Genomic DNA, 26,346 nt, shown 5'->3' with positions numbered 1-26,346 from the left:
ATTACCCTGCTTGATTCAATGACGGCTTAGTACTCACACGAAGCCATTTAAGCCACTGTTTTTTGTCGACTAAAAAAGCCAATGCAAGAGCAGCAAAGCCAAGGTGAACACCCCATAAACCAATAACGGGACTAAGACGCTGTTCTTCTACCGCACCACGTGCGCTATTGAGCAACACAAGATAAATGAGATACAACAAAATGGCAGGAAACAACATGGCATAACGGCCGCGTCGTGGATTCGTATGGCTAAACACCACTCCCAGTAGTGTCACAATTAATACGACCAAAGGCGAAGAGAATCGCCATTGTAGTGCTGCTTGGTAATCAGGTAGATCTGATTCGAATAAATCTAATGTAGGCACGCGATTCGCTTTATTGCCAGTCACAACAATCTCTTTTTTAGTATCGACGTGCTGCCCTAACTCTTCAAACTCAGTAACACGGAAGTTTGCCTGACCGGGCTGGCCTTCATAACGCGTACCATTTTTAAGTACCAGATAACGCTGATTAGTGCCGCCTAGCACTTTATATTCTGCCACGCTAGAACGCGTGGTCATCAGCAGTTCATCGTCTTTAGTTTTCATATTGGCGAGAAAAAAGGCATTAAGCTGCTCTCGGTTATCGCTAATATCTTCGGTATAACTCACTAAGCGTTTATTGCGCGATACTTGAAAGCGGGCTTCCTGCATTGTCTCAAAATCATTTCTCGCTTGTTGCTGAGCAAGAATTTTTTCTGCTTCGTGTAGACCTAAAGGCGTTATCCATAAACTCAGCGATGCGATAACAAGGGTCACAATACCTGCGGGAATATATGTCCACTGAATTAATTGTTTGCGACTCACACCACACGAAAATAGCACGGTCATTTCACTATCCGTATAAAGGCGGCCATACGCGAGTAGTATCGAGACAAAAAAGCCCAAAGGTAGGATGAGTTCAGCAAAACCGGGGAGGCGATAAAACATCACAGCAAATAATACGCTTGCATCCAATTTGCCCGCAGCGGCTTCAGCCAAATATTTTACAAAGCGACCGCTCATAATGATGATAAGCAGCACACCCGTCACCGCAAACGTGGTTTGTAAGACTTCTTTTGATAAGTAACGTGGGATAATCATGGGGCGCTATCTTCTCATTTTTGATCGATAACGGGTAGCTTATGCGCTATATTTTCAAATAAAAAAGAGAGGTCCATTACACGATAAAACATAAAACAACCGCAGGTTAACCCGCTAGCCACTATATAATTACGCTATACTATTATTTTTTCATCACCCGCAGATTTAACCTATAGCATAGGATCCAATATGAGCTTTTCAGTCAAAATAGCGACAACCATTACTACTTATAAAAGCGAATGTATCGTTCTTGGTGTATTCGCTCATGAAAAGCCCAAAAAAGGGCAAACTATTGCTTTACCTCATTATGCTTCTTTAGTGAATAAAGAAAGCCGCCTCTCATTTACTGATATGTTTGATTCCCGCGAGTTTAGCGCTCAGACCGGCCAAACCGCGGTGATACATCAGCCAACAGATAATATTCGCAAGATCATCTTGGTGGGCTTTGGTAAAAAGAGCCAATTGGATGCAAAACGTTATCGTAACTGTACTGTGAGCTATGCCAAGCAATTGGCAAAAATGGCCATCAAACAAGCCGACATTTTCTTAGATGACATCACAACGAATGAATTTGATATTGTGCAGCAAGCGCAGTGCTGTGGCGAAAAAATCATCCATAGCTACTATCAATTCACCCACTGCAAGAGCCATAAAAACGCGCCCTCTTTGCCAAAAATTACTTTTCACCTCAGTGATAAAGCCGGTAGCACTCATGTCAAAAAAGCATTAGCCGTGGGCTCAGCCGTAGGCAAAGGGATGAATGTTGCGCGCGAGCTGGGTAACTTACCGGGAAATATCTGCACACCGAGTTACTTAGCCGAGCAAGCGCGTAAACTCGCTAAAGCGCATTCGATACTCAAAACAAAAATTCTGTCGGAAAAGCAAATGGCAGATTTAGGCATGGGATCATTACTGTCGGTATCTGCCGGTAGCCGCGAACCCGCCAAACTCATCATTATGGAATATCAAGGTGCCGCGAAATCACAACGCCCACACGTACTTGTCGGCAAAGGGATTACCTTCGATAGCGGCGGCATCAGCCTCAAGCCCGGTGGAGGCATGGACGAAATGAAATTTGATATGTGTGGCGCCGCCAGCGTGTTTGGTACCGTCAATACATTACTAGAACTACAACCCAAAATTAACGTCGTTGCCATTGTCGCGGCGGCTGAAAATATGCCCAGCAGTACTGCGACCAAGCCTGGTGATATTGTGACCTCAATGTCGGGCAAAACAATCGAAGTGCTTAACACCGATGCGGAAGGCAGATTAGTACTGTGCGATGCATTAAGCTATGCCGAACGCTACAAACCAGCTTCCGTTGTTGATGTGGCCACATTAACAGGCGCCTGTGTTATTGCTCTTGGCGCTCATGCCACCGGCCTATTCAGTAACAACGAGCAGCTTGCCGAACAATTATTAGCTTCCGGCGAAGCCAGTGGCGATAGAGCATGGCAAATGCCCCTGTGGGATGATTACAAAAAACAGCTCAAAAGTAACTTTGCTGACTTAGCCAATATTGGTGGTCGCGAAGCCGGTAGTGTTACCGCTGCTTGCTTCTTATCCCACTTTACCGAAAGCTATCCATGGGCGCACTTAGACATCGCCGGTACTGCGTGGTTGTCGGGCGGCAATAAAGGGGCAACTGGCCGCCCTGTACCACTGCTAAGCCACTATTTATTAAATCAAGTAAAGTAAGATCCACCAACCAAGCTCGCGTAATCTTATGACGGAAGTAGACTTTTATATTCTTCAGGAAACAACACTGGCTGCGCGAGATCATTTTGTGTGCCGGTTAGCAGAAAAAGCCCTGCTTACCGGACGTCATGTGGTGATTAAAGTCCATGACGAAGAACACGCAGAGTCCATGAGCCAATATTTATGGTCATTTAAACCGGAATCTTTTGTGCCTCACGCGCTGAATAATCACACCCCAAATAGCGACAGCCATCCAGCAGAATCTATCATCATCGACTGGCAAGGAAATACAAACGCCCACTATGACGTTATTATTAATGCGCAAACAATAGTGCCAAAAGAATTTAGCCGGTTTAATAAGTTAATGGAAGTTGTAGTGCAAGACGAAGACCTGCTAACAACAACCCGTGAGAATTATCAGTTTTATCGTGATCGCGGCTACCCATTGAAATCTCATAAGTTGTAGTTATTACTTGCATTGTATTGAGCGAAGCACGGATATTTGATCATCACCAAAAACTGCAGTATTCTTTAGCCTAAAAGCACTGATAGAGTGGCTCAGACAGCACATTCAAAACAATAAATATACGTGTAAATCGATGGCTCAACGGCTCATGACAACGAAAGATCATACATTTAATAACAAGCAAAATAGCTTACTCACTGAACTAGAGTCCATTAAAACGCTATTGGATAGCGATGACCGCAAAATAGACAATATTCCTCTGTTGCAAACACCCATTAGCCAACACAACCATCACCCAGAGGAGCACACCGCTCTTTCAGCCGGCGCCAATAATAGCCGCCGCGATACAAGAACTACTCACAATGATATTGCCGTTAAATCAACAACAATGCACGGAGTGTTGCCTGGGCAGCAATCGCTATTTAACACGGCAGACAAATCAATAATTCCTGATAACTTAGACACAACAAAACACCCCGAAGAGAGCATACAAAAGAGCGCCGACCTTCATCAGCAAGTACGTAAAACACGCACTACGCTGGCAGACAATCCTTTTTTACCTGCACATGTCAGGCAGCGTTTACAAGCAGCATCTTCTAACAACGAACAAGCGGCTACTGAGCCACAACCATTGGCTACCGTCGATGCCAGCTACAGCCAACAATTGGTCGATCAGCTCGTTGCCCACCATCTGCCGAAAATAGAAGCCGAGCTACGCCAAAAACTCTTAGATGTGATCCAGCAGCACAATCAGCATGTGGAAAAATAGTTTTTGGATACACCATCCTACCTCTCTGTTCATTGTATAATTACTGCCTTTGGGCTTGGCAAATGATTGGCACTACTCACTGGTGCACTGATCTGCGTTACCAACCCGCTTTTTACCGAAGAAAATAGCTCCAGTAAGCTGTTAAATCACTTATTCTCATACTACTAAAGACATTTTATCGACTATGGAAAAAACCTATCAGCCCCAAGCAATTGAACAGTCATGGTACAAAACCTGGGAAGACGCCGGTTACTTTAAGCCTTCTGGTGAAGGCGACAGTTACTGCATTATGATTCCACCCCCTAATGTCACCGGCAGCTTACATATGGGGCACGGTTTTCAGGAAGCGATTATGGATGCGCTGGTACGCCATCAGCGAATGAAAGGTAAAAACACGTTATGGCAGGTTGGCACCGACCACGCAGGTATCGCCACACAAATGGTGGTTGAACGCTTACTCGATGCAGAAGGCGTTAGCCGTCATGACTTAGGCCGTGAGAAATTCATCGAGAAAATTTGGGATTGGAAACACGAATCCGGCGGTAATATCACCCGCCAACTACGTCGCCTAGGTGCAAGTCCAGACTGGAGTCGCGAACGCTTTACGATGGATGACGGTTTCTATAAAGCCGTGCAAGAAGTATTTATTCGACTCTACGATGACAAATTAATTTATCGAGGCAAACGCCTAGTTAATTGGGATCCGATATTACATACCGCTATTTCTGACTTGGAAGTGGTTAGCGAAGAAACCAAAGGCCACTTATGGCATTTCCGCTATCCACTCACTAATGGCGAAGGGCATCTAGTAGTTGCCACCACACGCCCTGAAACGATGCTGGGAGACAGCGCTGTCGCCGTACACCCGGAAGACGAACGCTACCAGCACTTAATTGGTCAAACCATTACGTTGCCGCTAGTAGGTCGGGAAATACCGATCATTGCCGATGATTATGTTGATCGTGATTTTGGTACCGGCTGTGTAAAAATTACACCTGCCCACGACTTTAATGATTACGAGATGGGTCAACGGCACAACCTTCCGCTCATCAATATTCTTGATGATGACGCCAATCTCAACAATGAAGTACCTGAAGCCTATCGCGGCATGGAACGCTTCGCCGCGCGCAAACAAATTGTCGCCGACTTTGACGCACTAGGTTTACTCGAAAAAATTGACGACCACATGTTAAAAGTCCCTAAAGGCGATCGCTCTGGCGTGGTTATTGAGCCTTACCTCACTAACCAATGGTATGTACGTACCCAACCATTAGCGGAAGAAGCCATTGCTAAAGTTGAAGACGGTTCTATTCAGTTTGTTCCTAATCAATATGAAAATATGTATTTTTCTTGGATGCGAGATATTCAAGACTGGTGTATTTCTCGACAACTTTGGTGGGGGCATCGAATCCCAGCATGGTATGACGACAGCGGCAACGTATATGTAGGCCGTAGCGAAGCTGATGTCCGCGAAAAGCACCAACTAGCCGACGAGATAACACTCACCCAAGACGAAGACGTACTCGATACGTGGTTTTCGTCGGGTTTATGGACGTTTGGCACACTGGGCTGGCCAGAAAAAACACCCGAATTAGAAACCTTTCATCCCACCGATGTTCTTGTTACCGGCTTTGATATTATTTTCTTCTGGGTGGCGCGCATGATTATGCTAACGCTGTACTTCCGTAAAGAAGTGCCCTTCCACACCGTTTATGTGCATGGTTTAGTGCGTGATAGCAACGGGCAAAAAATGTCTAAATCAAAAGGCAATGTGCTCGACCCGATTGATTTAATTGATGGTATTGATTTAGAAAGCCTTGTTCAGAAACGCACAACAGGATTGATGAATCCAAAAGCAGCATCGAAAATTGAAAAATCGACACGTAAAGAATTTGCCGATGGCATTAACCCTTATGGCACAGATGCTTTACGTTACACCTATTATTCTTTAGCGTCGACTGGCCGTGACATTAACTTTGATATTGGTCGTATTGAAGGCTACCGCAATTTTTGTAACAAAATATGGAATGCAGCACGCTATGTGTTGATGAATTGTGAAGAGCAGGATTGCGGCAACAATAATGAGCCGGTTGAATTATCACTGGCAGACCGCTGGATTATTTCTCGCTTGCAGCAGGCAGAACAAGCGGTTGAAGAGGGGTTGAATAACTACCGCCTTGATTTAGCCTCTCAGGCACTCTACGATTTTATCTGGAATGAGTATTGCGATTGGTATTTAGAGCTATCTAAACCTGTCTTATGGGATGACAACGCCAGCCCTGAACAACAGCGAGGCACGCGCCGCACATTAATTCGCGTATTGGAAACCACACTGCGTTTGGCGCATCCATTAATGCCTTATATCACTGAAGAAATTTGGCAGCGAATTAAAACACTTGCGGGTCAGAGTGGTGAGACGATTATGCTAGCCCCCTACCCTATCGCAGACACTAGCAAAATCGATGAAGACGCGATCAACGATGTGGAATGGTTAAAGCGTATTATTTTAGGTGTACGTAATATTCGTGGTGAAATGCAAATTTCGCCGTCGGTAAAACTGCCGCTTTATTTTGCTAATGGCAGCGAGCAAGATAAACAGCGTTTAAGCGATACCCATAACTTCCTCGGTAAACTGGCAGGTCTAGAAAGTACTCAATGGCTTAATGCCAATGAGGAGGCTCCACTCTCGGCTACAGCCCTAGTAGGTAATATGGAAATATTGGTTCCTATGGCAGGCTTTATTGATAAGGACGCGGAAGTTTCTCGACTCAACAAAGAAATTGAAAAGCTCAGCAAAGAAGCCTCACGCTTGAGTGGAAAATTAAGCAACGCTAACTTTGTTGATAAAGCCCCTCCGGCCGTTGTTGATAAGGAAAAAGAAAAGTTAGCCGATTATGAGCAATCGCTCAAAAAGCTAAATGTACAACTAGAAAAAATTAAAGCCATGTAGCTGCGGCTTAATATAGTCGCTCACTGAGCAAGCGATGAAGTGAACTAACCCATACGCCTATTTGTTAGTTTACTTCACTCTTTTTTAGCAAACGCCTAACAGGCGCATAAGACGTTCGATGAATGGGTGTGACGCCCAATTGTTCAAGAGCAGCCATATGCACCTTGGTCGGGTAACCTTTATGACCCGCAAATCCATACCCCGGAAATGTATCCTCAAAGGCAATCATTTCACGGTCACGTGTGACCTTTGCCAATATTGATGCTGCTGCGATAGCGGGTACCCGGCTATCACCTTTAACCACGGCTTCTGCCTGATAGTTCCACTGGGGTATTTTGTTGCCATCAACCCACACATGTTCTGGCTGAACAGGTAAAGCCTCTACCGCACGCTTCATTGCTAATAAACTCGCTTGTAATATATTGATCTCATCAATCTCTTGTACCGAGCAGCGCGCAATAGACCACGACAGAGCGCGCTCCTGAATAAGATCAAACAAAAGATTACGTTTTTTCTCCGACAATTTTTTAGAGTCATCCAAACCCTCAATCGGATGTCGAGGGTCAAGAATAACAGCTGACGTTACCACATCACCCGCTAGTGGCCCTCGGCCTACTTCATCAACACCCGCACCTAACTGCCCGGAATAAACACTCATAAATTTTTCCATTATGTTTCCTTACTATAGTGAGATGAGTTTTTAATCGTCTTATTTAAAGACAGTAAATGCTCAACAACATCGGCAGCTTTTTCACTGGCCTTAAGGCGAAGTTGTTGATGAATCTGGGTAAAACGTTGCACTAACTGATCGACAGCACTAGGGTTATTTAACCAATACTTTGTCTCATTAACGATAGCCTCAGCAGTCGCGGCTTTTTGTAATAATTCAGGCACGAGTTTTTTGCCAGCCAATAAATTCGGCAAAGAAATGTATTTTGTTGTTAACAAACGAGAAATTAACCAGTAAGAAAACGCATCTTTCTTATACACAACGACCATCGGCTTTTTCAGTAACATGGCTTCTAAAGTGGTTGTCCCTGATGCCATAACTACACAATCAGACGCAGCCATTACCGCCTGCGAATTACCGACTATTAACGTGTAGGGTAGTTGTGGATAGCGTATCAATTGCTCTGTTATTTGCTGATAGCGATCAGTATTTACGGCTGGAATGAGAAAGTGTACGTCATTAACTTCCCGCGCCAACTTATCCATCGCTTGCCATAATGTATCCCCGATATAGTCAACTTCTGAACGCCGACTACCCGGTAAACAGGCTATTAGCTTTTTTCCGTTCTGCGCTATCGATAGCGCCTGCTCTGAAGGCAGCGCCGTTGACAATTGTTTCAACAATTGCTCTCTTGAAAATTGAAGATCATTATGAAGAGGGAATTGGTCCGCTAAAGGATGCCCAACAAAGGTAACCGGTACTTGGTGCTGTTGATAAAATTCGGCTTCAAAGGGCAATAGCGTCAACATCCAATCAACCGATTGTTTAATACCTTTAATACGACCTTGACGCCAGGCCCACACAGAAGGGCTTACATAATGAATTGTTTTGATACCCTTTTTTTTGAGTTTTTTTTCAAGCGTAAGCACAAAATCTGGAGAATCTATCCCAACAAATAAATCAATATTTTCATCGATAAAATAACGATACAATTCGCTACGGATACGTAGTAATTCTGGTAGACGTTTTAGAGGTTCAATCAACCCCATCACCGCCAGTCGATCTTGTGGATAAAGCGTTTCAAAACCATGAGCCAACATTCGCTCACCGCCGATACCCGAAAAACGACAATGTGGGAATCGCCGTTGAAGTGTTAACAAAAGATCTGCGCCTAGAATATCACCGGATGCTTCACCAACTACAATACCAATATGCATTGTCTTTACCTAGCGGTTAAATGAAGGGGAGACAAAAAATTAACGCACAATTCCACGAGTGGATGACATTAACGAATCGATAAACAACTGCATGGGTGGGCACGTTTGCACCAGCGTATGCAGCTCTTTTAAGGCTTCTTGAGAAGTTAAGCCTTTGCGGTAAACCAATTTAAATGCTTTTTGTAATAATTTAATATGCGCTTTGGAAAAGTCACGGCGAGAAAGACCTTCAACATTAATCGTTTTCGCTTCTGCAGGCGAGCCAGATACAATTACAAAGGCCGGCACATCTTTACCAATCGCAGAACCCATGCCGGTAAAACAATGGGCACCAATATGACAATATTGATGCACTAACGTATAACCGCCAAGAATGGCCCAATCACCAACATGCACGTGCCCAGCTAACGCCGTATTATTCACTAAAATACAATGATCACCAATCACACTATCATGGCCAATATGAACATAAGCCATCAATAAATTATGGTCGCCAATAGTGGTTTCTGAACGGTCTTGCACTGTACCTCGATGAATCGTCACACCTTCACGAATAACATTATTGTCACCAATGACCAACCGTGTAGGCTCCCCCTGATATTTAAGATCTGGAGTCGCCTCACCAACTGTAGAAAATTGGTAGATATGATTATTTTGACCAATAACTGTAGGCCCTTTGATAATCACATGAGGCTCTATAACCGAACCAGCACCGATAGTGACATCAGGGCCAATGATTGAGAAAGCACCAATACTCACATCGTCTGCTATACGAGCAGCAGGGTCGACTATCGCTTGAGGGTGAATACTCATTAAAGGAGCGCTTATACTTTTCTATCAGCGCAAAGAATCGTCGCTGAGGCTGCCAGCTCACCATCAACGGAAGCTTTACAATCAAACTTCCAAATACCACGCTTTTCTGAAACCACGGTAGCCTCTAATTGCAAGCGATCACCCGGTACCACTTGACGCCTAAAACGTACCTTATCGGCTCCCGCAAATAAGTATACCGAGCCATCTTGCGGCGTTTTACCAATAGTTTTAAACCCTAAAATCCCTGACGCCTGAGCCATTGCTTCAATAATCATCACGCCCGGGAAAATAGGTGCTTGTGGGAAATGACCGTTAAACACTTCTTCGTTAACAGAAATATTTTTATATGCGATGATAGATTCACCAATTTTCAGATCAACCACTCGATCTACCAATAGAAATGGGTATCGATGCGGTAGCCACTTTTTAATTTCGGTTACATCCATTCTTTTTGCCTTACTTTATATTGTGAATTAGTTATTATCTGTGTCTATAAATGAAGCGCAAGCCGAGCTCGTCATAATCACTTTTTAAATAAAAGATCAAAAACTATAACAGCTTACGAACAATACTATCTAAACGGTTAAAGCGTGCTGCATTTTTTCGCCAAGACGCCGTACTATTTAAGGGTGTGCCTGAAGAGTAAGAACCTGACTTAGCAATTGATTTAGTCACTAAACTCATAGCCGTTATATGTACATCATCGATGATATTAAGGTGACCAATAATACCCACCGCACCCGCTATAGTGCAACGTTTTCCTATGCTCGTACTGCCAGCAATGCCTACACAGGCAGCAATTGCCGTGTTTTCCCCTATTCGCACATTATGTGCAATCTGAATTTGGTTGTCGAGCTTCACACCATCTGCAATAACGGTATTATCCAAGGCACCTCTATCAATCGTTGTTCCTGCACCAATTTCAACATCATCTCCAATCTCGACACCACCTAGCTGATGTACTTTTTGCCAACTTTTTCTCTCATCACCGACGGGTGCAAAACCAAAGCCGTCAGAACCGATAACGACATGACTATGAATACGTGCATCACTACCAATATACGTATTGCCATAAATGGACACATTCGCATAAATCACTGAATTAGAACCAATCGTCGTATTGTCACCGATATAACAGCCAGGATAAATAATCACGCCACTGGCAATACTCACATTAGTACCAATGACGACGTTAGCCGCAATATCAACATCAGCATCAATTTGACAAGATTGACCAAAAACAACCGATGTATGTATATTACCCGATGCTATAATGACATCATCAAACAGTTCGGACACTTTAGCAAAAGTATAATAAGGTTTATCTGTGATAAGTTTGTTACACGCACAATGGTGGCTATATTCAGGCGATAGGATCACAGCGCCTGCACTGGATGAACCAAGAAGTGTTTCGTAAGTTTTATTGGAAAGAAAAGAAATTTCATCTTCTAATGCGGATTCTAATGTATTAACACCACAAATAATTTTATGTGCGTCACCTTCTAGCGACGCACCAACATGCTGGGCAATCTCGCCTAATGAATACGCTTTTTTATTTTTCATTATCAGCTATGTTTCTGAAAGAGTTATTGCTCACTACTATTAAGCCGCTTCACTAGTTCTTCAGTAATATCGAAATCGGCCGTCCGAAAATAGACAGCTTGCGCTTTAAGCAACAACCCTATTTCTTTTTCCTCAATAATTTCATTAACAAGCGCCTCGACCCTAGATGCTAGCTCCTGTTGCACACTAGCGTCTAACCGACTTCGAACCGAAGCTTCTTGACTCGCTAAATTATTGAGTTCTGCATATTTTTTTTGGCCTTTTTCTTGATGATCCTGTTTTTGCTTATCAGACCATGTTAATGATTTAGTTTCTCCTTCTTTTTGTAATTTTTGCAGTTCTTCACGCGTTTGCGTAATCGCACTGACAAGTTTCTTATAGTTTTCATCTGCCTGTAGCAGTTTATATTGTTTTTTAGAATAGTCGGATACTCTAATCGCTCCATTCAAGTCAATAATCGCGATATTACTTTGCGCAAAGGCTGCTTGATTAAATAAAACACTGATTAATAATGCCGATAAAAGAAGAAGCTTGTTCATAATGTATCCGTAAAAAATTAAAAGCGTTGGCCGAGTGAGAACTGAAAACTTTCAGTTTTATCAAAAGGTTGTTCTTGAATAGGTTTAGAAATATACATACTTAATGGACCAACAGGAGACAGCCATTGTAAGCCAATGCCCGTCGACGAGCTCAAATTCCCTAAGTCGATATTGCTACAGTTAGCTTGTGTACTTGTACATGAATCAGAAAAAACATTTCCAGCATCAACAAAAAAAATGGTGCGCAATGATTTAATATCTCGTGTAAAAGGTACTGGAAAAACAAGTTCTACACCCGTTTCGAACAAAATATTACCGCCTATTGTTTGTCTGTCAGTATCTTCATATACAGCAAGCGAGTCATTAATTCCACCCGTTGTCACGTAGGCAGCATCTCCTCCGCTGTAAGGTGCAGCAACATAAGACACTGCAGGAGTGCCTTTTGGGCCAAGAGAACTGCTTTCAAAACCTCTAATTGAGCTACTACCGCCCGAAAAGAAGTTCTCGAAAAAAGGCAGCCCATTCATATCACCATAACCGTCGGCATAGCCTATTTTACCTTTTAGCCTTAGTGTTAGACTTTTAGTCAATGCTTTATAACGCTGCACATCATAAGATAACTTATAGTATTCAGAATCACTACCCGGAACAGCCACCGTGAAATTAAACTTTTGAGACCCACCTTTAGTTGGGAAAATTCCTCTATTTAATGTCGATTGATTCCAGCCAAATTTAAGATCTAGGTTGTTAAATTCATCACCATGAGTTTCTAAAAAACCTTTCTCTGCTGGGTCACGTTGTTGCGAAGGATCAAGCGTTTGACCAGCTACCGTTGCTGTAGTCACAGCTGAAGAAACAGTATCATCTTCGTCAAAAAAGCCATTATTATTAGAATCTTCAAAGCCAGCATCACGCAAATTTTGAAGATCAGAAGTACTAATAACCTGATTATCTACAGTTGAACGTAAACGCGGACTGCTAGATATCTCTTGTACCGCCTGTGCACCTGCAGTCACTTTAATATTCTCAACACCTACGCCGAGCGAAACACGACTATTTTCGGAAATAGGATAACCAAATGTCACATCAACACCCAAACGATCAGTCGAAAAGCTCGCAATATCTAGTTCATCTAAATCTCGCTCACGATAAAATAAACTAATGCCTCGACTAACACCATCTTGAGTAAAATAGGGATTTGAGAAGTTGACACTGTAACCTGTTTCGACATCGCTATGATCAACCTGAAAACCGAACGTGTTTCCAGTTCCTAACCAGTTTGATTGCTGAATACCTGCACCAAAACTTACCCCGCTACCCTGAGAAAAGCCTAGGCTTGCATTAATACTACCCGAAGGTTGTTCTACGACAGAAAATATTACATCCACTTGATCTGGGCGCCCAGGAACACCTTCTGTGGTCATCGTGACATCACTAAAAAGGGATAGGCGCTGTAATCTCAGTTTTGATTGCTCAAGTTTATCTACAGATACTGGCGCACCTTCTAGCTGACGCATTTCTCGACGAAGCACATTATCTTGTGTCGCTAAATTTCCCCGAAAAACAATTCGTCTGACATAGTTAATACTGCCAGGGTTAATAAAGAATGTAACATCTGCGGTTTTTTCTTCTTTATTCAACTCCGGCGAAGCACTCGTTTTAGCGTAACTATAACCATCACTACCCAAGCGTCGCTCTATATTATTAGAAATGAGCAATAACTTTTCTTGAGAAAATATGTCGCCTTCCTTAATACTGATGAGTTTATTAATTTCATTTTCTGAAATTATTGGGTCACCAGAAATATCTACTGCTCTGATTTTGTACTGTTCACCTTCAAAAATATTAATCGTAATATACACAGTTTCTTTATCGGGGCTTAGCGAGACCTGTGTAGATGATGTCTCAAACTCTAAATAGCCACGGTTAAGATAAAATGTCTTCAAGCGCTCTAAATCACCGGCTAATTTTTGGTTAGCATACTGATCATTTCCTGTTATCCAAGACCACTTACCCGTTTCTTTAACATCGAATAATCTTGTTAGCTCACTATCTAAGAATTGTTTATTACCGACAATATTAATATGCTTAACTTCGGCGACCTCGCCTTCAATGATTTTAATGGCGACATTTACTTGGTTTTGCTGTAATTCAATGACTTTGGTTTGGATTTGCGTCGCATAGCGGCCTATATCACTATATTGAGCATTCAGCTCTTTCTCAATTTTATCCAATGCCGATTGTTTAAAAATCTCCCCTTCAGCTAAACCAATATTTTTTAAACCATCAAGTAATGCTTCAGTATCAAGTACGCTATTACCGACTACACCAATATTACTGACGGCAGGACGCTCAACGACGTTCAGTATCAACACATCATTTTCTACTGCAACATCAATATTCGAGAAAAAGCCTGTTCTAAATACAGCTCTAACGGCATCCTGCATCGCAAAAGAATCTATTTCTGTATTTACTTCAATAGGCAATACAGCAAAAATAGTTTTTGCTGACACACGCTGTAATCCGTCAATACGAATATCATTCACGCGAAATGTTTCCGCAACAACGCTAATAGAAAATAAGAGGCATGCTAAGAATAGAAGTTTACTTGTGGTACGCATAAATAGTTTCATACAGGCTGATTAATTAACAACAATAAAATTTGAATGATGCAGGCAAGCCGTAGCGCGCAGATACATCAACAAGGTTATTCCCCATACATTGAGGGCGTTATAATTTTCTACACAATATCGATATGGCTAATGCGAAAGCAGCTGGCTTACGTGATCTAAGAGGTGTTTTGTTTAGAAAAACAAACGCCTTATATCGTTCACATGCGCTAACACCATTACGCTTAAAATACAGACTAACCCTATTTGATAGCCCACTAACTGGATTTTTTCCGAAACTGGACTACCTTTAATTGCTTCAACGACATAATAAAGCAAATGACCACCATCTAACACCGGTATAGGTAATAAATTAAGCACCCCAAGACTTACACTCAAATAAGCTAAAAAGGCAAGATAAAAAGAAAGCCCTGCCTGAGCAGAATCTCCTGCTGCTTGAGCAATAGTAAAGGTGCCGCTCAGATTTTTAGTCGATACATCGGCTGTCACCAGCTTTTTAATGAAAGATAGAATAAAAGATGCCTGCTCACCGGTGCGCCGCACGCCTTCTACCAATGACCCCAACACACCGTATTCAATCTCTCGAACCATATAGTTTGGCCAAACAACGGCAACCGACACGCCTGCCTGCCCCACCTCACTACCATCTTCTTGGACAATACGACGAGGGGTTAGCATAAGATCTCTACGCTCCCCCCCTCGCTCAACAACAAGATTAATTGAAACATCCGCACGCGCACGCACATAGTCTACCCATGCTTGCCAAGAAGAGATAAAGTTATTATCTGCACGTAATATTTTGTCCCCAGCTTCAATACCGGCTAAGTCCGCAGCACTTCCACCAACAACACGATCAACAATTGCTGCCATATCTGGGACGAACTGCACAAGCCCCAACGATTGGAATAAATCAGGTTCTTCAGCATCATACAGCCAATGATTAATAGGAACTTTTACCATGCGAGAAGAGCGTGCTACCTCTGTGGAGCCAGACGCATAAGAAAACGTTACGACAGTCAACGTAATATCACCTGTATCGCCAATACGACGCAATAGCCGAGAAAAGACATGGGCCCAGGTTTGAACAGGCTCCCCATCAACCGCGAGAATTTCGTCTCCTTCACGCAAACCTGCTTCAGCAACAAGGCTATCCACCGGCATACTGCCCACAACCGGCACAACTCCTTGTGTACCCGATAGCGCCAATACAAAATAAAGCCCAATAGCAAGAATAAAATTAGCGATAGGCCCCGCTGCAACAATCGCAATACGCTGCCACACCGTTTTTTGAGAAAAGGCATAAATAAGCTGATCAGGAGCGACATCACCTCCACGCTCATCAAGCATTTTGACATAACCGCCTAAAGGAATAGCCGCTAACGCATATTCAGTACCGGTTCGCCCGGTCCATGAGACAAGTGTTTTACCAAAACCTACGGAGAAACGCAGCACCTTAACACCGCAACGGCGAGCAACATAGAAGTGACCAAATTCATGAAAAGTGACCAGTATGCCTAACGCTAAGAAAAAATACAGAATGGTTAGCAACATAATGACCGCTCTAAGTACTCGTGAGTCATATGCCGAGCATAATTATCTAGCGCGACAACATCCCTTAATACCTCAGGTTCTTGCCATTGAATGTTATCCATTGCCCACGCTACAACATCTACCATTTCACCAAACGACAACTTTTTCTTTAGAAAGGTATTAACTGCAACCTCATTAGCGGCATTCAATACCGTTGCCGCACCGATTCCCGTTCTTGCCGCTGCTATCGCTAACCTTAACAGTGGAAACTTGCTCATATCTGGCGCTTCAAAATCTAATCGTGCCGCTGAAATAATATCAAGGCTAGACACACCAGCATCCACCCTCTCAGGATAAGCTAGACCATAAGCAATCGGTGTTCTCATATCAGGATTACCCAATTGTGCGAGCACCGAACCATCAACATATTCCACCATGGAGTGGATGATACTTTGGGGATGAATAACAACCTCAATGTCGTCAGGGCTCACATCAAACAACCATTTGGCTTCAATAAACTCCAAGCCTTTATTCATTAAACTGGCAGAATCAACAGAGATTTTTTGCCCCATAGACCAGTTAGGGTGCGCACAGGCCTGCTCAGGCGTTGCTGCTCGGATAGCCTTTTCAGACCAACCTCTTAAAGGGCCACCGGAACCCGTTAATAAAATTTTGCGTACACCTTGCTGCACTTGATTTGCTGAAGGCAAGCACTGAAAAATGGCATTATGCTCACTATCAATCGGCAACAACTGAGCACCAGACTCATTGACCGCCTGCATAAACAAACGCCCTGCCATAACTAAGGCTTCTTTATTGGCAAGCAACACCTTCTTTCCAGACTTTACCGCAGACATGGTGGGTAACAAACCGGCACCGCCAACAATAGCGGCCATCACCGTATCGACACGCTCATCAGAAGCCACTTCTTTCAATGCATCAACACCAGAAAGCACACGTGTTTTTACATTCGCATCGCGCAACAAAACCGACAAGCGATCAGCTGCCGCCGCATCTGCCATCACCGCATAAACGGGCCTAACCGCTATACACTGCTCAAAAAGTCGCTCAACACTGGTTGAGGCTGTCAACGCAAACACAGAAAAACGATCTGAATGACGCTGAATCACATCGAGTGTATTAACGCCAATAGACCCCGTAGATCCCAGTACAGTCACCTGTTGAAGGTCGCCGGAAAAATGGGTTGAGGAGGAATTATCCAAATGAGATTTGGTAGAGGTTAATGTCGACATAGCATGCTCAACTTTCACCAACCGACCATGACAAGAGTAAGTGTAAAAACAGGTATTGCAGCGGTCAAACCATCAATACGATCAAGCACACCCCCATGCCCAGGTAAAATAGAACCGCTATCTTTAATACCCCGATGGCGCTTAACCATACTTTCAAGCAAATCTCCCAGCACTGAAGCAAACGCTGTCGGTATTACAACGGCTAACGTCAACCACACATTTTTATCCGCAAAATAAGCAACGACGAGACCCAACAACGTACAAGCTAGGACGCCACCAATAACACCCTCCCACGACTTACCCGGGCTTACTTCCTTTGCGAGTTTACGTCGCCCAAAAGCACGACCAGAAAAATACGCAAAAATATCCGCCGTAGAAACAATGGCCGCTACCCACAAAATCAACCATATGCCAAAAGCCTGCTGATGAAGATAGAGCAAGCCAATAACGCAGGGGAGAAGCACGAAAAACCCCATCAAAGAACGAACCCAACGCCCGCCCCACAGAATAGAACTAGAGGGATAACTCTGAACCCATAACAGAGCAACAGACCACCACACACCGGCCACTGTCAGTACAGTCAATACATTATTAAAATTAGGTTCTGAAGAAGAAAAACCGTTAGAAATGCCCGTGAAATACAATAGCCCCAAACTCGCCAGCAATGTTAAAAAACAATAAATTACTCGATGTCGTGTACGTTCAAAACTTGAAAGACCGGCCCACTCCCATGCAGCCACTAATATGACAATTGCGGTCAAACTAGTAAACCAAGGTGCAGGAAGCAACAGAAGATCAAGTAAGAATACTGTCACTAGGCATATCGCCGTGATGACACGCTTTTTAAGCATTATTTATATCCGTTAAAACAGTGACTGCCGCCTTTGGAGCCGTTAATCACCAGTGTAGTTTTTATTATTCGCCCTTAGAGAGCGTATGATATTGACCCGACTCAACTTGGTCACCAGTAAGGCCAAAACGACGTTGACGCTGCTTATAATCAAGCACTGCTTTTTGCAGCGATTGCGCATCAAAGTCCGGCCACAGCACATCACTAAAATAAAGCTCGGCGTATGCAGCTTGCCATAGTAAAAAATTACTAATCCGCGTTTCTCCGCCCGTCCTTATCAGAAGATCTAATGGTGGTAAATCAGGTAAGCAAAGATGCTCGTCAATGACACTATCATCGATAGATTCTACCGATAGCTGTCCATCAACGACACGCTGTGCAATTTTTTGAGTTGCTTGAGCGATATCCCATTGACCACCGTAATCGGCAGCAATAACCAATGTACGATCACCTTCGCAAGCGATAGCTTCGGCTTTATCTATCGCCGCAAGCAACTTTTTACTAAAACGCTCACGGCGCCCCATCACACGCAAGCGCACGCCTTCCTTTTTGAGCTTTTTTGATTCATTCGTCAAATACCAATGAAACAGCGACATCAACGCTTCCACTTCAGCCGGAGGGCGCTGCCAATTTTCGCTACTAAAAGCAAAAACCGTCAATACACGAATATCGTGCTGCTTACATGCCGATAGAACATCACGTAGCCGTTCAGCTCCCGCTTTATGCCCTGCAATGCCCGATTTACCCTGCTGCTTAGCCCAGCGATTATTCCCATCCATTATTATCGCAACATGCTCGAGCGTAGATGAGTGAGTGACGTTTTCTAATGACAAAGAATTATCCAACTAAACGGTAGTAATTAGTACAACGAACAATCGTGCTTATATTTCTAACAAATCTTTTTCTTTATCAGCTAAAGCTGAATCAATACTAGCGACAAACTTATCGGTGATTTTTTGCACCTCATCCTGTCCTCGACGCTCTTCATCTTCACTAATTTCTTTATCTTTCACTAAATCTTTTAGGTGACCAATGGCATCGCGTCGCGCATTACGCACCGAAACTTTTGCTGATTCGGCTTCCGCCTTCGCTTGCTTAGTATAATTCTTTCGCGTTTCTTCGGTCAGCATCGGCATGGGCAGACGAATAAGGTCGCCTGTCGTCGACGGATTCAAACCAAGATCTGATTTTAGAATCGCCTTCTCAATTTGTGGTGTTAATTGTTTTTCCCATGGGCTAATCGATAAGGTACGCGCATCCAGTACTGAAATATTCGCCACCTGAGATAACGGAGTATCGGAGCCATAATAGTCCACTTTCACACCATCTAAAATACTGGGATGTGCTCGGCCCGTACGAATTTTATTAAAGTTCACCGCTAGCGCTTCAAGGCTTTTTTGCATATGCGCGGTTGCTTCTTGCTTAATATCTTCAATCATAGAGATAAACCCTTCATTTTCTATATGGATAGGAGGCTACACTAAAATGGCTGAACAATGCTTATTCGTCTTCGCCAGTCTCAACGGTTAACTGCTGCTGTATTAACGTACCTTCTTCACCGCCAACAACAATATTGAGTAACGCACCCGAATTAGACATTTTAAATACACGCAATGGCATATTATGATCACGACACAAGCAGATTGCCGTCAAGTCCATCACTGCTAATTTTTTCTCAAGCGCCGTATCGTAAGTCAGCGTATCGTATTTCGTCGCAGTTTTATCTTTCACTGGATCTGCCGTATAAACGCCATCTACTTTGGTTGCCTTTAAAACAATTTCAGCTTCAATTTCGATACCTCGCAGACAGGCAGCAGAATCCGTTGTAAAGAATGGGTTACCAGTACCGGCTGAAAAAATAACCACTTCACCCGCTTCTAAAAACCGGATAGCCGCTCGACGATCATAATGCTCAACAACACCACTCATGGGAATCGCCGACATCACTCTCGAATTGATATTGGATCGCTCTAAAGCATCGCGCATGGCGAGTGCATTCATCACTGTCGCCAGCATACCCATATGATCGCCTGTCACACGATCAAGACCCGCAGCACTTAATGCTGCGCCGCGAAACAGGTTGCCACCACCAATAACCAAACCCACCTGAACACCAATGCCAACTAATTGGCCAATCGCTAGTGCCATAGTATCAAGAACTTTAGGATCGATACCAAAACCTTCAGACCCCATAAGCTCTTCGCCGCTTAGTTTGAGCAGTATGCGTTTATATTTTTTATCACGTTTAGTCACGGTAGACAGTCACCTTTAATTATTAGATCTTGCTGAAGCCTCTGCACGACAAACCATCATTACCTTAGAGCTATCACTTTAAAGAAAGACAGCTATTCTGATGCTAGGAGGTATCACAAGTATGACATTGAAGGCAAATACGCCTTCCTCGAAATCGCCATATTCTAACAGCAAGAAGGGGTAAGTGCGACAACACTTACCCCTTCTTTTTTTCACTATTTGCAACAACGAATATCAATCACTCGCTACACAAAAGTGCCACAACGAAGCGCCTTACTTAGATGCTTCAACTTGCGCCGCTACTTCTGCCGCAAAATCAACTTCTTCAATCTCAATACCTTCGCCGACTTCAAAACGCACAAAAGTACTAACCTCTGCACCAGCATCTTTAGCTAGCTGGCCCACAGTGACTTCTGGGTTTTTAACAAAAGGTTGCTCAACCAGACTATTCTCTTTCAAGAATTTTTTGATGCGGCCGCCCATCATTTTTTCAACGATTTCTGCAGGCTTACCCGCCATATCTGGCTGCGCTTTAATGATATCTTCTTCTTTGGCAACCACATCTGCCGGCATATCTTCTGCATTAACTACCTGCGGATTAACCGCAGCAACATGCATGGCAATATCTTTTGCCAATTCATTACTTGCCGTCACTTGCACCAGTACTGAAATACGATTGTTTGAGTGAGTATAAGCATCTACTACTCCACCCTCTACAATTGCGATACGGCGAACACCGATGTTTTCACCGATTTTTTGCACCAAGGCTTCACGAGCGTCTTCCAGCTCACCCGACATTAACGCTGCAACATCGGTCTGCTTATCAGCAAAGGCTTTATCAGCAACTGTATTGGCAAACGCCAAGAAACCTTCATCACGCGCTGCAAAGTCAGTTTCAGAATTCACTTCAACCACTACACCGTAGCTATTGTCATCAGCAATGCGAGCAACAACAATGCCTTCTGCGGCTGTTCGGTCTGCTTTTTTCGCTGCCTTCAAACCACTCGCTTTACGCAACGTCTCAATTGCTAGATCGATGTCGCCATCCGCCTCTTTAAGCGCTTTTTTACATTCCATCATACCCAAACTAGTACGATCACGAAGTTCTTTTACCATTGAAGCAGAAACTGCAGCCATGAGTGTATCCTCTAATAAATATATTTATACAAATGTAGTAATGAGATTGCAAAAAGGGGGCTAAGCCCCCTTCTTACGAGATAATAAACCGCGCAAATTACGCTTTAGTTTCAGCTTCTACTTCAGGCGCATCCACTTCAACAAATTCATCTTTATTGGGTACTGCTTGCGCATTAGCCAAACCTTCAATACATGCATCAGCAATAGCCGTCACATACAATTTGATCGCACGAATCGCATCATCGTTACCCGGAATAATATAATCAACACCTTCAGGGTTGCTATTTGTATCCACTACACCAAATACGGGAATACCTAACTTGTTTGCTTCGTTAATTGCGATGCGCTCATGCTCAACATCAACAACAAACAGCGCGTCTGGCAAGCCACCCATATCTTTAATACCACCAATAGAAAGGTCTAACTTTTCCATTGCACGGGTGCGCATTAACGCTTCTTTCTTAGTCAATTTATCGAATGTACCGTCTTGGCTTTGCGTTTCAAGCTCACGGTAGCGACGAATAGAAGTACGGATAGTTTTGTAGTTAGTCAACATACCACCTAACCAACGATGGCTAACAAATGGCTGACCAGCGCGTTGCGCTTGTTCTTTAATGGTTTTTTGTGCAGCACGCTTAGTGCCTACCATTAAGATTTTTTTCTTTTGCGAAGCCATTTTCCTGATCATCTCAAGCGCTTCGTTAAACGCTGGAACTGTGTGCTCCAGGTTAATAATATGGATATTGTTACGCGCACCAAAGATGTATTGATCCATCTTCGGGTTCCAGTAACGGGTTTGGTGACCAAAGTGGACACCAGCTTGAAGCATATCTCTCATGCTAACTGTAGACATAATATTTTCCTTTCGGGTTAGGCCTCCATACACCCCGAGATTCCAACCCCACAGCCATGAATAATAGCGAAGGCACCCAGGAACACGTGACGGTATATGTGTGACGATAGTATTTAGCGTTTTCAATGACTTAGCATCTTTAAAAAATAGCTAAGCGCAAAAAATTCGCCCATAAGTTCGCTGCTTTTATTCAACAAGTAAAACACTTCATGAAGCAACGGCGCGCTTTATACCATAATAGCCACCCTCTCACAAGGAACACTACCAAATTAACCTCTTCGCCCACATATCAACACCGTCAACATTGCGTGAGCCGGCATGATAAATATCGGTAAACTGGCTGACCTACATCACGTGCTGGTTTACAATGCCCATAATTTAAATGGAACTCCCCCTTAATTTACTTGAAGAAGATAAGATCTTATGTCCGTTACGATTAAAACACCCGAAGAAATCGAAAAAATGCGCATCGCCGGCCGTATGGCAGCCGAAGTGCTAGAAATGATAGGTGAACATGTTGTAGCCGGTGTATCTACCGAGGAGATAGATCGTATTTGCCATGAGCATATTACTCAAGTGCAACAAGCGATACCTGCCTGCCTAGGCTACCGGGGGTTTCCAAAATCCATTTGCACTTCTGTCAACCAAGTCATCTGTCATGGCATACCTTCCCCTAAGAAAAAGTTAAAAAACGGTGACATTATCAATATTGATGTCACTGTCATTCACGAAGGCTATCACGGCGACACCAGCAAAATGTATTTTGTTGGCAAACCTCTTCCGCATGCAGAGCGCTTAGTCAGCATCACTCAGGAGTGCCTATACAAAGGGATCGAATTAGTAAAGCCTGGGGCACGCCTAGGTGACATAGGCCATGTTATCCAGCAACATGCGGAAGCCAACCACTACTCCATCGTTAGAGAGTATTGCGGCCACGGTATTGGAGACACTTTTCATGAAGAGCCCCAAGTTTTGCATTACGGCACACCCAACACTGGCATGGCATTGAAAGAAGGTATGTGTTTTACCATAGAGCCCATGCTTAATGCGGGCAAAGCACAGACTAAACTCAAAAGTGATGGCTGGACGGTCGAAACTAAAGATGGCCGACTATCCGCTCAATGGGAGCATACATTACTGGTGACCGCCGACGGAGTAGAAGTACTAACGGCACGCACAGAAGAAACATTTGGCCCATAAGCTGTTGAGCCCACGCTCTTTAACAGCAGTTCACTCTGCATATCAATAAAAACGACATGACAGTTAAGCCATAAACTAGGCAAATTGATATATGCGCTCAGAACAACCGGTAATCCCCACCTTTAAAGAAGCCATCGTCGGCTTTGATGAAAAAGCCTTTGGACGTGCATTACTTGCCGCCGAATCCATTATCACCCCTTTTAAAGATGCGATTGATGCTATTAATCGCCATCTCGACATGCGCTTTCATGAAGGGGAAAACATACGCAAACTGATCCGCGCTCGCGCGCACATGACCGACTGCCTTATTCATTACGCATGGCATCAATTCACATGGGATGACGACATTAGCCTTGTTGCAGTGGGTGGCTATGGACGCGGAGAACTTCACCCTAAATCAGATATCGATCTACTGATATTAATGGGGAACGAGAACACTCATAAACACTCACACAATATCGAACAACTACTCACCTTACTGTGGGACATTGGGCTAGAGATTGGCCATAGCGCACGCACTCTCAATCAATGCGTCAGCATTGCAAACAGCGATATCACCGTAGCCACCAATCTAATGGAGGCCAGAGTATTACAAGGTGACAAGGCACTACTGCATACCCTTACTGAAAAAACAGCCCCTCAGCATATGTGGGCAAACGATGCTTTCTTTCGCGCTAAAATCCGCGAACAAGATGACCGGCACGCCAAATACAACAATATTGAGTACAACCTAGAGCCCAATATCAAAAACGCCCCCGGCGGTCTGCGAGACATTCAAACTATTAAATGGGTCGCCAAACGCTTTTTTAGCGTTAGCACTTTCGAAAAACTCAACCAAACAGGGCTATTTACAGAAAAAGAATACGCCATACTCAGCGATGGCGAAGAGTTTTTGTGGAGAGTCCGTTACGGCTTACATTTACTCGCTAACCGCCCCGAAGAGCGGTTATTGTTTGAATATCAGCGAGAGTTAGCAGAATTATTTGGCTATCAAGATACCGAAGAAGCACTCGCTATCGAACAATTTATGCATCGCTACTATCGCGTAGTATTGGCATTACGCGAACTCAACGACGTACTTTTACAGTTCCTTGACGAAGCAATTATCAAACTCGACCAAGCCATAGAAATCACTCCCATCAATGAACGCTTTCAGCTACGCAATACATATATTGAAGTCACCCACCCTAATGTTTTTGTTGAAAACCCTTCCGCCTTATTAGAAATTTTTGTGCTACTGGGGCAAAACAAAAGTATTACTGGCATTCGCGCGCTCACTATTCGACTCATTCGTGAGAGCCGCTATCTTATCGATGAAAGCTTTTGTAAAAACCCGGTGAACAACCAGCTTTTTATGGCGCTTCTCCGTTCCCCTTATCGCTTAGTCACACAACTAAAACGCATGGTTCGCTACGGGGTACTTGGTCTTTACCTACCCGAATTTGGTCGTATTATCGGGCAAATGCAACACGACCTTTTTCACATCTATACCGTTGATGCGCACACACTTAACTTAATTCGCTTTATGCGCCGCTTTTTACTCGAAGAAAAAAATGACCGCTATCCACTTGCGTGCGAGATCATCAAACAAGTGTCTAATCTAGAACTCCTATACAGTGCAGGCCTTTATCACGACATTGCTAAAGGCCGCGGCGGTGATCACTCATTACTCGGCGCTGTTGATGTCACACACTTCTGCTTACAACATAGCTTCACTGCCCGCGAAGCACGCACCGCAGCATGGCTAGTTGAAAATCACCTATTAATGTCTTCCATATCACAAAAGCAAGATTTATCCGACCCACAAGTTATCCACGAATTTGCTTTAACTGTGGGCGATCAAAAACGCTTAGATTATTTATATGTGCTAACCGTGGCCGACATGAATGCAACCAGCCCTGACATCTGGAATGGCTGGCGAGCCAGCTTAATGAGCGAACTATATGTACAAACCAAACGCGCACTAAGGCGCGGGCTCGAAAACCCAGTCGATAAATACGAGCTCATTGATGACACTCAGCAAGCAGCAATGAAAAAGCTAGTAGACAACGGGCACGTCGACGAACAATCTGCTTGGGAGCTCTGGCAAACGGTTGATGAGGATTATTTTTTACGCGAAACTGCCAGTGATATTGCTTGGCAAACAGAAGCTATTCTTGCGCACCATAACGCTGAAAAACCACTCATCATTATTACTGATATAGATATTCAGGGTACACATTCCGTCACGAAGATTTTTATTCGAGCCAAACTCAAGCAAAATATCTTTGCTGCCACAACGACCATCCTCGACCAACTCAACATGAATATTCAGAGCGCACAAATTCATAGTGCGACATCATCCGGTTTTACAATGGATACCTTTTATGTACTCGATCAAGATGACTTACCCATTGGCGGAAACCCAGAAATCGCCAAACAAGTGGTTGAGTTATTACAAGAAGAGTTTTCTATTAGTGATGAATACAGTGACATTATTCGCCGACGAATTCCTCGCCAACTGAAACATTTTGCTTCACCCACACGCACCAGCATTCACAATGACATTTCTAACGAACACACGGTACTAGAAGTGATCAGCCCCGACCGACCAGGTTTCTTAGCGCGCCTTGCTCGAGTATTTGTAGAATACGATATTGAATTGGTGACGGCAAAAATTACCACACTCGGCGAGCGAGTTGAAGATATGTTCTTTATCACCGACAAAGAAGGTAATAGGTTGAGTGACCCCAACCTATGCGAAGAGTTACAACAAGCCATTTGTACACAACTTGATGCTAAAAATCTTTATTAAAGGAACCTGCAACAAAAGCTTAACGCCGAACAAAAACTGTC

Annotated in this window: 22 protein-coding genes; 6 read left to right on the top strand and 16 right to left on the bottom strand. The window is 43.6% G+C overall.

Features of this window, described 5'->3' with window-relative positions; all coding sequences use genetic code 11:
- Position 1 precedes the first annotated feature (1 nt).
- Entirely contained in the window at positions 2-1,120 is a 1,119-nt protein-coding gene (gene lptF / locus ACZ5O6_RS03100) for an LPS export ABC transporter permease LptF (protein WP_447091196.1), read from the bottom strand.
- Positions 1,121-1,309: 189 nt separating this feature from the next.
- Between lptF and ACZ5O6_RS03095 the strand changes: the two genes are divergently transcribed.
- From ACZ5O6_RS03095 to ACZ5O6_RS03080, 4 genes are all read left to right on the top strand, one after another.
- Positions 1,310-2,818 (top strand): leucyl aminopeptidase, encoded by a 1,509-nt coding sequence (locus ACZ5O6_RS03095; RefSeq protein ID WP_447091197.1) that lies wholly within the window; start codon positions 1,310-1,312, stop codon positions 2,816-2,818.
- Positions 2,819-2,846: 28 nt separating this feature from the next.
- Positions 2,847-3,284 carry a DNA polymerase III subunit chi gene (locus ACZ5O6_RS03090; RefSeq protein ID WP_447091198.1) on the top strand — a complete coding sequence of 146 codons (438 nt, stop codon included), beginning with the start codon at positions 2,847-2,849 and terminating at the stop codon, positions 3,282-3,284.
- A 148-nt stretch (positions 3,285-3,432) separates the two neighbouring features.
- Entirely contained in the window at positions 3,433-4,053 is a 621-nt protein-coding gene (locus ACZ5O6_RS03085) for a hypothetical protein (protein ID WP_447091199.1), read from the top strand.
- A 184-nt stretch (positions 4,054-4,237) separates the two neighbouring features.
- A complete protein-coding gene (locus tag ACZ5O6_RS03080) occupies positions 4,238-7,003 on the top strand; it encodes a valine--tRNA ligase (protein ID WP_447091200.1) in 2,766 nt (921 codons plus the stop codon).
- Positions 7,004-7,067: 64 nt separating this feature from the next.
- On the opposite strand, the gene rnhB is transcribed toward ACZ5O6_RS03080, so the two are convergent.
- The 15 genes from rnhB to rpsB form a co-directional block, all read right to left on the bottom strand.
- Positions 7,068-7,673, bottom strand: a complete 606-nt coding sequence (gene rnhB / locus ACZ5O6_RS03075; RefSeq protein WP_447091201.1) for a ribonuclease HII — start codon at positions 7,671-7,673, stop codon at positions 7,068-7,070.
- A complete protein-coding gene (gene lpxB, locus ACZ5O6_RS03070; RefSeq protein ID WP_447091202.1) occupies positions 7,673-8,890 on the bottom strand; it encodes a lipid-A-disaccharide synthase in 1,218 nt (405 codons plus the stop codon). The genes rnhB and lpxB overlap by 1 nt, the downstream gene beginning before the upstream one ends.
- A 39-nt stretch (positions 8,891-8,929) precedes the next feature.
- Positions 8,930-9,703 (bottom strand): acyl-ACP--UDP-N-acetylglucosamine O-acyltransferase, encoded by a 774-nt coding sequence (gene lpxA / locus ACZ5O6_RS03065; protein WP_447091203.1) that lies wholly within the window; start codon positions 9,701-9,703, stop codon positions 8,930-8,932.
- A gap of 11 nt (positions 9,704-9,714) precedes the next feature.
- A complete protein-coding gene (fabZ, locus tag ACZ5O6_RS03060; protein WP_447091204.1) occupies positions 9,715-10,149 on the bottom strand; it encodes a 3-hydroxyacyl-ACP dehydratase FabZ in 435 nt (144 codons plus the stop codon).
- Between the two features lie 103 nt (positions 10,150-10,252).
- On the bottom strand, positions 10,253-11,266 hold the full coding sequence (gene lpxD, locus ACZ5O6_RS03055) for a UDP-3-O-(3-hydroxymyristoyl)glucosamine N-acyltransferase (protein WP_447091205.1): 1,014 nt from the start codon (positions 11,264-11,266) through the stop codon (positions 10,253-10,255).
- Positions 11,267-11,289: 23 nt separating this feature from the next.
- Positions 11,290-11,805, bottom strand: a complete 516-nt coding sequence (locus ACZ5O6_RS03050) for an OmpH/Skp family outer membrane protein (protein ID WP_447091206.1) — start codon at positions 11,803-11,805, stop codon at positions 11,290-11,292.
- A 17-nt stretch (positions 11,806-11,822) separates the two neighbouring features.
- Positions 11,823-14,426 (bottom strand): outer membrane protein assembly factor BamA, encoded by a 2,604-nt coding sequence (gene bamA, locus ACZ5O6_RS03045; protein ID WP_447091207.1) that lies wholly within the window; start codon positions 14,424-14,426, stop codon positions 11,823-11,825.
- A gap of 183 nt (positions 14,427-14,609) precedes the next feature.
- Positions 14,610-15,986: an RIP metalloprotease RseP gene (rseP, locus tag ACZ5O6_RS03040; RefSeq protein ID WP_447091208.1), complete on the bottom strand. Its 1,377-nt coding sequence runs from the start codon at positions 15,984-15,986 to the stop codon at positions 14,610-14,612.
- Entirely contained in the window at positions 15,977-17,218 is a 1,242-nt protein-coding gene (gene ispC, locus ACZ5O6_RS03035) for a 1-deoxy-D-xylulose-5-phosphate reductoisomerase (protein ID WP_447091209.1), read from the bottom strand. The genes rseP and ispC overlap by 10 nt, the downstream gene beginning before the upstream one ends.
- A 14-nt stretch (positions 17,219-17,232) precedes the next feature.
- Positions 17,233-18,069: a phosphatidate cytidylyltransferase gene (locus tag ACZ5O6_RS03030; RefSeq protein ID WP_447091210.1), complete on the bottom strand. Its 837-nt coding sequence runs from the start codon at positions 18,067-18,069 to the stop codon at positions 17,233-17,235.
- 64 nt (positions 18,070-18,133) lie between these two features.
- Positions 18,134-18,847 carry a polyprenyl diphosphate synthase gene (gene uppS / locus ACZ5O6_RS03025; protein WP_447091211.1) on the bottom strand — a complete coding sequence of 238 codons (714 nt, stop codon included), beginning with the start codon at positions 18,845-18,847 and terminating at the stop codon, positions 18,134-18,136.
- A gap of 102 nt (positions 18,848-18,949) precedes the next feature.
- A complete protein-coding gene (gene frr, locus ACZ5O6_RS03020; RefSeq protein WP_447091212.1) occupies positions 18,950-19,507 on the bottom strand; it encodes a ribosome recycling factor in 558 nt (185 codons plus the stop codon).
- A 61-nt stretch (positions 19,508-19,568) separates the two neighbouring features.
- On the bottom strand, positions 19,569-20,321 hold the full coding sequence (gene pyrH / locus ACZ5O6_RS03015; RefSeq protein WP_447091213.1) for a UMP kinase: 753 nt from the start codon (positions 20,319-20,321) through the stop codon (positions 19,569-19,571).
- Between the two features lie 273 nt (positions 20,322-20,594).
- A complete protein-coding gene (gene tsf / locus ACZ5O6_RS03010) occupies positions 20,595-21,458 on the bottom strand; it encodes a translation elongation factor Ts (RefSeq protein ID WP_447091214.1) in 864 nt (287 codons plus the stop codon).
- Between the two features lie 97 nt (positions 21,459-21,555).
- Positions 21,556-22,311 (bottom strand): 30S ribosomal protein S2, encoded by a 756-nt coding sequence (rpsB, locus tag ACZ5O6_RS03005; protein ID WP_447091215.1) that lies wholly within the window; start codon positions 22,309-22,311, stop codon positions 21,556-21,558.
- A gap of 423 nt (positions 22,312-22,734) precedes the next feature.
- On the opposite strand from rpsB, the gene map reads away from it, so the two are divergent.
- Together map and ACZ5O6_RS02995 are read left to right on the top strand one after the other, a co-directional pair.
- Complete coding sequence (gene map / locus ACZ5O6_RS03000) at positions 22,735-23,511, top strand: type I methionyl aminopeptidase (protein WP_447091216.1); 777 nt, start codon at positions 22,735-22,737, stop codon at positions 23,509-23,511.
- Positions 23,512-23,602: 91 nt separating this feature from the next.
- Positions 23,603-26,305: a [protein-PII] uridylyltransferase gene (locus tag ACZ5O6_RS02995; protein WP_464283534.1), complete on the top strand. Its 2,703-nt coding sequence runs from the start codon at positions 23,603-23,605 to the stop codon at positions 26,303-26,305.
- Positions 26,306-26,346: the final 41 nt, after the last annotated feature.

It is taken from the genome of Eionea flava (genome assembly GCF_055393785.1).
This window is presented reverse-complemented; position numbering and strand designations above follow the sequence as displayed.